Genomic DNA, 8,063 nt, shown 5'->3' with positions numbered 1-8,063 from the left:
TCACCAAGCGTTGATCATGGGCGTTGATGGGCCGTTGCAGCGCTTTTGGCGGACGTCACGCGCGGGTCGAATCGGGCCCCGGTAGGGTCGAAGAGGTGTGCGGAGTCACCGGGGAGGTACGACTCGACGGGCGGGCGCCCGAGGTAGCGGCGGTCTCAGCGATGGCCGCCGTGCTGACGCCGAGGGGCCCGGATAGTGGCGGCGCCTGGTCACAGGGCCGGGTCGCGCTCGGTCATCGTCGCCTCAAGATCATCGACCTGACCGAGGCCGGCTCGCAGCCGATGGTCGACTCCGAGCTGGGTCTGTCCATCGCCTGGAACGGCTGCATCTACAACTACAAGGAACTGCGCAGCGAACTCAGCGGGTACGGCTACCGCTTCTTCTCGCACAGCGACACCGAAGTTCTGATCAAGGCCTACCACCGGTGGGGCGACGACTTCGTCAGCCACCTGTTCGGCATGTTTGCCTTCGCCATCGTCGAGCGCGACAGCGGGCGGGTGCTGCTCGGGCGCGACCGGCTCGGCATCAAACCCCTCTACCTGACCGAGGACAGCCACCGGGTCCGGTTCGCGTCGACCCTGCCGGCCCTGCTGGCCGGCGGCGGCGTGGACACCCGCATCGACCCCGTCGCCCTGCACCACTACATGAGCTTCCACTCGGTGGTGCCCGCCCCGGCGACCATCCTGCGCGGGGTGCGCAAGGTGCCGCCCGCCTCGCTGGTCGCGATTGAGCCCGACGGCAGGCGCACCGTCACCACGTACTGGGCGCCCGATTTCACCCGGCACGCCGACCGCGCGGACTGGTCGGAGCGCGACTGGGAAGACGCCGTGCTGTCCACGCTGCGCCTGGCGGTGAAGCGCCGCCTGGTCGCCGACGTGCCGGTCGGCTGCCTGCTGTCCGGCGGTGTCGACTCCAGCCTGATCGTGGGCCTGCTCGCCGAAGCCGGCCAGCATGGGCTGTCCACCTTCTCGATCGGCTTCGAGTCGGCCGGCGGCGTCAAGGGCGACGAGTTCCAGTACTCCGACATCGTGGCCCAGCGCTTCGAGACCGACCACCACCAGATCCGCATCGAGACCGACCGGATGCTGCCCGCCCTCGACGGGGCCATCGGCGCGATGAGCGAGCCGATGGTCAGCCACGACTGCGTCGCCTTCTACCTGCTCAGTCAGGAAGTGGCGCGCCACGTGAAGGTCGTGCAGTCCGGCCAGGGCGCCGACGAGGTGTTCGCCGGCTACCACTGGTACCCGCCGATGGGCTCACCGGCCGCCGCGTCGCTGCAGGGTGCGGTCGCCGAGTACCGCGGCGCCTTCTTCGACCGTGATTCGGCCGAGCTGGCGGGCCTGCTGGGACCAGGCATCATGGCGCCCGGCGACCCCAGCGGCCGGTTTGTCACCGAGCACTTCGTTCAGGCCGGCGCCGAGACGGGCGTCGATCGCGCGTTGCGGCTCGACACCACCGTCATGCTGATCGACGACCCGGTCAAGCGGGTCGACAACATGACGATGGCGTGGGGGCTGGAGGGCCGGGTTCCGTTCCTCGACCACGAGTTGGTGGAACTGGCCGCCACCTGCCCGCCGGAGTTGAAGATCGCGCACGAGGGCAAGGGCGTCCTGAAACAGGCTGCGCGGCGGGTCGTTCCGTCAGAGGTCATCGACCGGCCGAAGGGCTATTTCCCGGTTCCGGCGCTGACCCATCTCGAAGGGCCCTACCTCGACATGGTGCGCGACGCCCTCTACGCGCCGGTTGCCAAGGAGCGCGGCCTGTTTCGCGCGGAAGCGGTCGACAGCCTGCTGGAGAATCCCAATGGCAAGCTGACCCCGCTGCGCGGTAACGAGCTCTGGCAGATCGCGCTTCTCGAGCTGTGGTTGCAGCGGCACGGCGTCACGGGGCCGGTTGCATGACCGTGGTCGATCCATCCGGCGACCACACCGAAGCGATCACGCTCGGCCTGCACGACGCCTCGCCGCCGGAGCTGGTCGATGCGATGGCCAAGGATGTCGAGCTCGAATTGGGTTGGGGCCGACTCATTTTCGGCCAGACCTTCGCCGACTCCCAGCACCTGGTCGAGGCGCTGCGGCGCGAAGGGCCCGGGCGGCGCGACATCTGCATCTACGCCCGCGAATCCCACGTCGTGGTCGCCGAGGCGCCGACCGAGCTGTTCATCGATCCCAGCCACACCTACCGGCTGCGCTTCACCGGCAAGAAGAAGACCTCGCCGCCGGCGCCGTTGGGCGTGACGGTGCGCACGCTCAACGATCCGATCGACGCCGACGCCATGAACCGCGTGTACGTGCGCTGCGGAATGGTCCCGGCCGGGGTCGACGTGATCTGGGACAACCATCAGCATGTGCCGGCGGTGAAGTACCTGCTGGCGGTGCGCGACGAGGACGGCGCCGTCGTGGGCACCGTCACCGGGGTTGATCACGAGTTGCTGTTCAACGACCCGGAGGAAGGGTCGAGCCTGTGGACGCTGGCCGTCGATCCGGCCGCGGGGCTCCCGGGCGTCGGCGCGGCCCTCACCCGGGCCCTGGCCGAGCACTTCCGCGACGCGGGCCGCGCCTACATGGATCTGTCGGTGGCGCACGACAACGCCGCCGCCATCGGCCTGTACGAGAAGTTGGGTTTCCGCCGCGTCCCGGTGCTGGCGATCAAGCGCAAGAACGCGATCAACGAGCCGTTGTTCAGCCCGCCGCCGGAGACGGTCGACGACCTCAACCCCTACGCCCGCATCATCGCCGACGAGGCGCTGCGCCGCGGGATCTGGGTCGAGGTGCTCGACGCCGAGACCGGCGAGATGCGGCTCACCCACGGCGGCCGCAGCGTCATCACCCGCGAATCGCTGTCCGAATACACCTCGGCGGTGGCGATGTGCCGCTGCGACGACAAGCGGTTGACCCGGCGCCTGGTCTCCGAGGCCGGGATCACCGTGCCGCGCGCCCGCCTGGCCACCTTCGACGAGAGCGACTTCGCCTTCCTCAAGGAGGTCGGCGAGGTCGTCGTCAAACCGACGCGGGGTGAGCAGGGCAAGGGCATCACGGTCGGGGTCGTCGCCGACAACGGGCCCGACGATCTGTCCGCCGCGCTCGCGCGCGCCCGCAAGCAATACCCGGACGTGCTCATCGAGCAGCGGGTGGCCGGCGACGACCTTCGGCTCGTGGTGATCGACGGCCGCGTCGTCGCCGCCGCGCTGCGCATGCCCCCGGAGATCATCGGCACGGGGGAGCACAGCGTGCGGGACTTGATCGCGGCCGAAAGCCGGCGCCGTTCGGCGGCCACCGGGGGCGAGTCCCGCATCCCGCTCGATGACCTCACGGAATCGACCGTCGCCGAAGCCGGTTGGGAGCTCGACGATGTGCTGCCCCAGGGCACCCGCCTTCGGGTGCGTCGCACCGCGAACCTGCATCAGGGCGGCACCATCCACGACGTCACCGCGCAGGTGAACAGCGAATTGTGCCGGGTCGCGGTGACCGCGGCCGACGCGATCGGCATCCCGGTGACCGGCATCGACCTGCTGGTGCCCGACGTCACCGGCGCCGACTACGCGTTCATCGAAGCCAACGAACGACCGGGGCTGGCCAACCACGAACCTCAGCCCACCGCAGCGGCTTTCATCGATTTCCTCTTCCCCGGCCACCCCGGGCAGCCGCAGGCCTGGACGCCCGAGGAGTCCCGCTCCGATCGTGGCTGACGCCGCGCCTGCGGTGCCGGTCCGATATCCGGTCGGCCCATTGCCACCCGAAAACGCCGACCCGCGAGAGGAGCCACCGACCATGACCGGTGCAAAGACTCGGCCCGACGGCACTGCCGCTGATGTGGAATCGCAGCGCCTGGCCGCGGTCCGCCGCTTCGCGATCCTCGACACTCCACGAGACGGAGTCTTCGATCGTGTCGCGGCGATTGCGGCCCGCATGTTCAACGCACCGTTCGCCTCCGTGACGATCGTGGATGAGGACCGCATCTGGTTCAAGGCCATTGAGGGTTTGCCGGAGGAGACCACGCAGATCGGCCGAGATCCGGGTCTGTGCGCGTCGGCGATCCTGCAGGACGAGCCGTATGTGATTCCGGATACCCTGCGCGACCCCAAGGCTCTCGATAATCCGCTGGTGCGCGGCGAGTTGGGGATCCGATTTTATGCGGCCGCACCGATCATCACCCCGGACGGGCACCGCCTGGGCACGGTCAACGTGCTCGACACCCACCCGGGCCAGGTCACCCCCAAGCAAACTGCTGGCCTCCAACTGCTGGCCGGGGTGGTGATGGAGCAACTCGAGTTGTGGCTGGCAACCCAGCAGACGGTGCGCAATCAGGAAGCCAGCGTTCAAGCCGTTCTGAGTTCTCGAGCCGACACCGACCGGGCCGTCGGCATGATCATGCACGCGCAACACTGCGATTCGGCCACCGCCTGGAACGTCCTACGGGACCTTTCGCAACGTACGAACATCAAAGTTCACACCATCGCCGAGATCATGGGGCGCTACGTTTGTGGCGGCGATGAGATGCCCCTGGACCGCGAGCAGGACCGGCTCATGCTCGGTGACCTGCTGTACCCCGACGACGAAAACGACTGAGACGCCCATGAGTGCGAGCGCGCAAACGAAGTCCATCGCGACGCAGGTGCCCGCCCGGCTGGACCGGCTGCCGTGGTCACGGTTTCATTGGCGCGTCGTGGTCGGCCTGGGCGGGGTGTGGGTGCTCGACGGGCTCGAGGTCACCATGGTCGGCAACGTCTCGGCGCGGCTGATGGAGCACAACAGCGGCATCGCGCTGAACCCCGCGCAGATCGGCATGGCGGCCGCGATCTACATCGCCGGGGCGTGTTCGGGGGCGTTGTTCTTCGGTCACCTCACCGACCGGTTCGGGCGACGAAACCTGTTCATCCTCACCCTCGCGATCTATTTGGTCGCCACCGTGGCGACCGCGTTCGCGTTCGCCCCCTGGTATTTCTTCTTGACCCGCTTCTTCACCGGCTCCGGCATCGGCGGCGAATACGCCGCCATCAACTCGGCCATCGACGAGTTGATCCCGGCGCGGGTGCGCGGCCGTGTCGACCTGGTGATCAACGGAACCTATTGGCTGGGTTCGGCCGCCGGCGCCGGCGGCGCGCTGATCCTGTTGAACACCGCGAACTTTCCGCCCAACCTCGGGTGGCGGCTCGCCTTCGGCATCGGCGCGATCCTCGGCATCTTCGTCCTGCTCGTGCGGCGCAACGTCCCGGAAAGCCCGCGCTGGCTGTTCATTCACGGCCGCGAGGAGGAAGCCGAGCGCATCGTCGGCGAGATCGAAGACGAGGTTCAGCGGGAGACGGGCGAAGCGCTGCCCGAACCGCAGGGCAAGCCGCTGCGGATACGTCAGCGCAAGGCGATTTCGTTCCGGGAGATCGCCGGGGTGGCCTTCAAGCTCTACCCGCGGCGCGCGGTGCTCGGGCTGGCGCTGTTCATCGGGCAGGCGTTCCTCTACAACGGCGTCACGTTCAACCTAGGCACGCTGCTCAGCCAGTTCTACGCCGTGCCGTCGGGCATGGTGCCGGTGTTCTTCGTGTTGTGGGCCCTCAGCAATTTCGCCGGCCCGCTGGTGCTCGGGCACCTGTTCGACACCGTCGGCCGCAAACCGATGATCACGCTGACCTACATCGGTTCCGGTGTCGCGGTGGTGGTGCTGGCGTTGGTGTTCGTCACCCAGGCCGGCGGCGTCTGGGCCTTCATCGGGGTGCTGATCGTTGCGTTCTTCCTGGCCTCGGCGGGTGCCAGCGCGGCGTACCTGACGGTCAGCGAGATCTTCCCGATGGAGACGCGGGCGCTGGCGATCGCGTTCTTCTACGCGATGGGGACGGCGATCGGCGGCATCACCGGCCCGTTGCTGTTCGGTCAGCTCATCAACTCGGGGCATCGCAACGAGGTCGTCTGGTCGTTCTTGATCGGAGCGCTGGTGATGGCGGCGGCCGGGGTGGTCGAACTGTGGCTCGGCGTCGCCGCCGAGCGGCGCCCGCTGGAAGAGCTGGCGTTGCCGTTGACTGTGGAAGACGCCGAAGACGCCGAAAGCCAAGAGGATTCGGCGCTACCGGACTGACGGTCCGGATGGATCAGCCGTACGCGTCCCACCACGTGTGCAGGTCTTCGACGGTGGCCGGGTCGCCGGTCACGTCGCTGAGCATGAGCCTCGCGTCGTTGGACCAGATCACGTTCGGGTGGTTGTTGTAGCTGCCGCACGCGATCAGGCCGGCCATGTCGTTCGGGGTTTCGTCGTAGTGCCAGCCGACCGGTGAGCGTCCCTCGCCCGGGCAGTTCACCAGGCTGACGTTGCCGATGTCGTCGTCGAACGCCTTCTTCAGCCGGTCGGGCGTCCCGAACAGCCCGTAGGTGGCGCGGCTCGGGCCGCCGGGCTGGGTGTTCTGCCCGCAGGTGACCATGGCCACCGCGTGCGTCCAGACGCTGCCCGACTCTGGGGTGGCGGGCGTGCACGTTCCGGGCAGGTAGCCCGGCGGCAGCAGACTGATCAGGCGGGCCTGGTCACCGCTTCCGGCGGCGGTGCTCGGCGGCGCGGTTTTCCCGATGCCGGCCCGGTGCGAGGGCTCGCTGGTCGGCTTCAGCACGAGCCAGACGCCGACGGCGCAGATGGCGGCGGCGACGACGGCCGCGGCGGCCGCTGCGGCCAGGATCGGCCGCCGGGAGCGCGTGCGCGGCGGGCCCGCCGGGCTGATCGCCGGGGCGTCGCCGCGCTGCAGGATCGTCTCGGCGCGCTCTCGTTCGGGACTGCTCAGCGCGGTGTGCGCGGCGGCCGCCAGGGCACCGGCGGAGGGGTAGCGCTCGCTCGGATCCTTGGCCATTCCACCCGCGATCACCGTGTCGAATGCCGGGCTCACGCCGTGCGCGCTGGGTTGGGGGATGGGCGCCGTCAGGTGGGCGTTGACCAGCGCGCCGGTGCTGTCGGCGCCGTAGGGCGGCGTCCCCGTCAGGGCTTCGTACAGCACGCAGGCCAGTGCGTACACGTCGGCGCGGGAGGTCACATCGTTTGATGCAGGGTCGCTTGCAGCGTCGCTCGAAAAGCGTTCGGGCGCCATGTATTTCAAGGTCCCCACCGCGGTGCCCAGCTGGGTGAGTTTCTCGTCGGTCTTGGCGCTGGCGATGCCGAAGTCGACGAGATAGGCGAAGTCATCGCCGGTGATCAGGATGTTCTGCGGTTTGACGTCGCGGTGTGTGACCCCGGCGGTGTGCGCGGCGTCGAGTGCCGACGCGACCTGGTGGATGATGGCCACCGCGCGCGGCGCGGCCAGCGGTCCTTCCCGTTCCAGCAGGCGGTCGAGGTCGACGCCCTCGATGAGGCGCATCTCCAAGTACAGCTGCCCATCGATTTCGCCGTAGTCGTGAACGGGCACCACGTGCGGTTCCAGCAGCCTGCCGGTGATGCGGGCCTCGCGCTCCAGGCGCTTGCGGAACACCGGATCCTGACTGAACGTGTGCGACATCAGCTTCAGCGCCACGGTCCACTGTTTGACGGTGTGCTCGGCCTCGTAGACCTCGCCCATCCCGCCGCGGCCGAGCAATCGCTTCAGGCGGTAGGGCCCGAACATCGTCCCCGACCGCGAGCCCTGCGCGTCGCCCATCGCTGACTCCAATCAAGACCGGCGGGTGGGCCGTCGATCTCACCGCAGGAAAAGTACAGCATCCGCGCGGGCGGGGGCGTGGGACGCGACTAACGGACGTCGTCGTCACCGGCGGCGCGGTCGGTGAGCCCTTCGCGAGACAGCGCCCGGACGAATCCGTAGGCCTGCATGCCGGCCGGGCCGGGATTGTCGAAAATCCACGCGTTGATCTTTTCCAGCGCGTTGGCCAGGTCGTCGCGCTTGACCCGGACCAGGTATGTCCTGCGGTCGTCGTCCGGGTCCTCGAGGGACTCGGCGACCGCGACGGGATTCCTGAACGCGTACGCAATCCCGTGCACGGCATCGTGGTTCAGCGCCCATTGAATTTCGCTGGGGCGCAATCGATTCACCGCCAGATTTCGATAGTCATGCTCGTGGTCGGAACTGCTCACCTGGCCGGTGATCCTTTTCTGTGTGCAGCGCG

General features: G+C 68.5%; 6 protein-coding genes. 4 read left to right on the top strand and 2 right to left on the bottom strand.

What is annotated here, in order from left to right:
- Positions 1-95 precede the first annotated feature (95 nt).
- The 4 genes from AC0KTM_RS11790 to AC0KTM_RS11775 all read left to right on the top strand — a co-directional run bounded on the left by AC0KTM_RS11790 (position 96) and on the right by AC0KTM_RS11775 (position 6,066).
- Entirely contained in the window at positions 96-1,901 is a 1,806-nt protein-coding gene (locus AC0KTM_RS11790) for an N-acetylglutaminylglutamine amidotransferase (RefSeq protein ID WP_472415573.1), read from the top strand.
- Positions 1,898-3,688 carry an N-acetylglutaminylglutamine synthetase gene (ngg, locus tag AC0KTM_RS11785; protein WP_225328535.1) on the top strand — a complete coding sequence of 597 codons (1,791 nt, stop codon included), beginning with the start codon at positions 1,898-1,900 and terminating at the stop codon, positions 3,686-3,688. The genes AC0KTM_RS11790 and ngg overlap by 4 nt, the downstream gene beginning before the upstream one ends.
- A gap of 82 nt (positions 3,689-3,770) precedes the next feature.
- Positions 3,771-4,568, top strand: coding sequence for a GAF domain-containing protein (locus AC0KTM_RS11780; protein WP_225328536.1), 798 nt, complete (start codon positions 3,771-3,773; stop codon positions 4,566-4,568).
- 7 nt (positions 4,569-4,575) lie between these two features.
- Positions 4,576-6,066: an MFS transporter gene (locus AC0KTM_RS11775; RefSeq protein ID WP_225328537.1), complete on the top strand. Its 1,491-nt coding sequence runs from the start codon at positions 4,576-4,578 to the stop codon at positions 6,064-6,066.
- Between the two features lie 13 nt (positions 6,067-6,079).
- On the opposite strand, the gene AC0KTM_RS11770 is transcribed toward AC0KTM_RS11775, so the two are convergent.
- Together AC0KTM_RS11770 and AC0KTM_RS11765 are read right to left on the bottom strand one after the other, a co-directional pair.
- On the bottom strand, positions 6,080-7,600 hold the full coding sequence (locus tag AC0KTM_RS11770; RefSeq protein WP_472415572.1) for a serine/threonine-protein kinase: 1,521 nt from the start codon (positions 7,598-7,600) through the stop codon (positions 6,080-6,082).
- Between the two features lie 89 nt (positions 7,601-7,689).
- Complete coding sequence (locus AC0KTM_RS11765; protein ID WP_225328716.1) at positions 7,690-8,031, bottom strand: hypothetical protein; 342 nt, start codon at positions 8,029-8,031, stop codon at positions 7,690-7,692.
- Positions 8,032-8,063: the final 32 nt, after the last annotated feature.

Source organism: Mycobacterium sp. NTMscope_Eco_3 (assembly GCF_976985685.1).
This window is presented reverse-complemented; position numbering and strand designations above follow the sequence as displayed.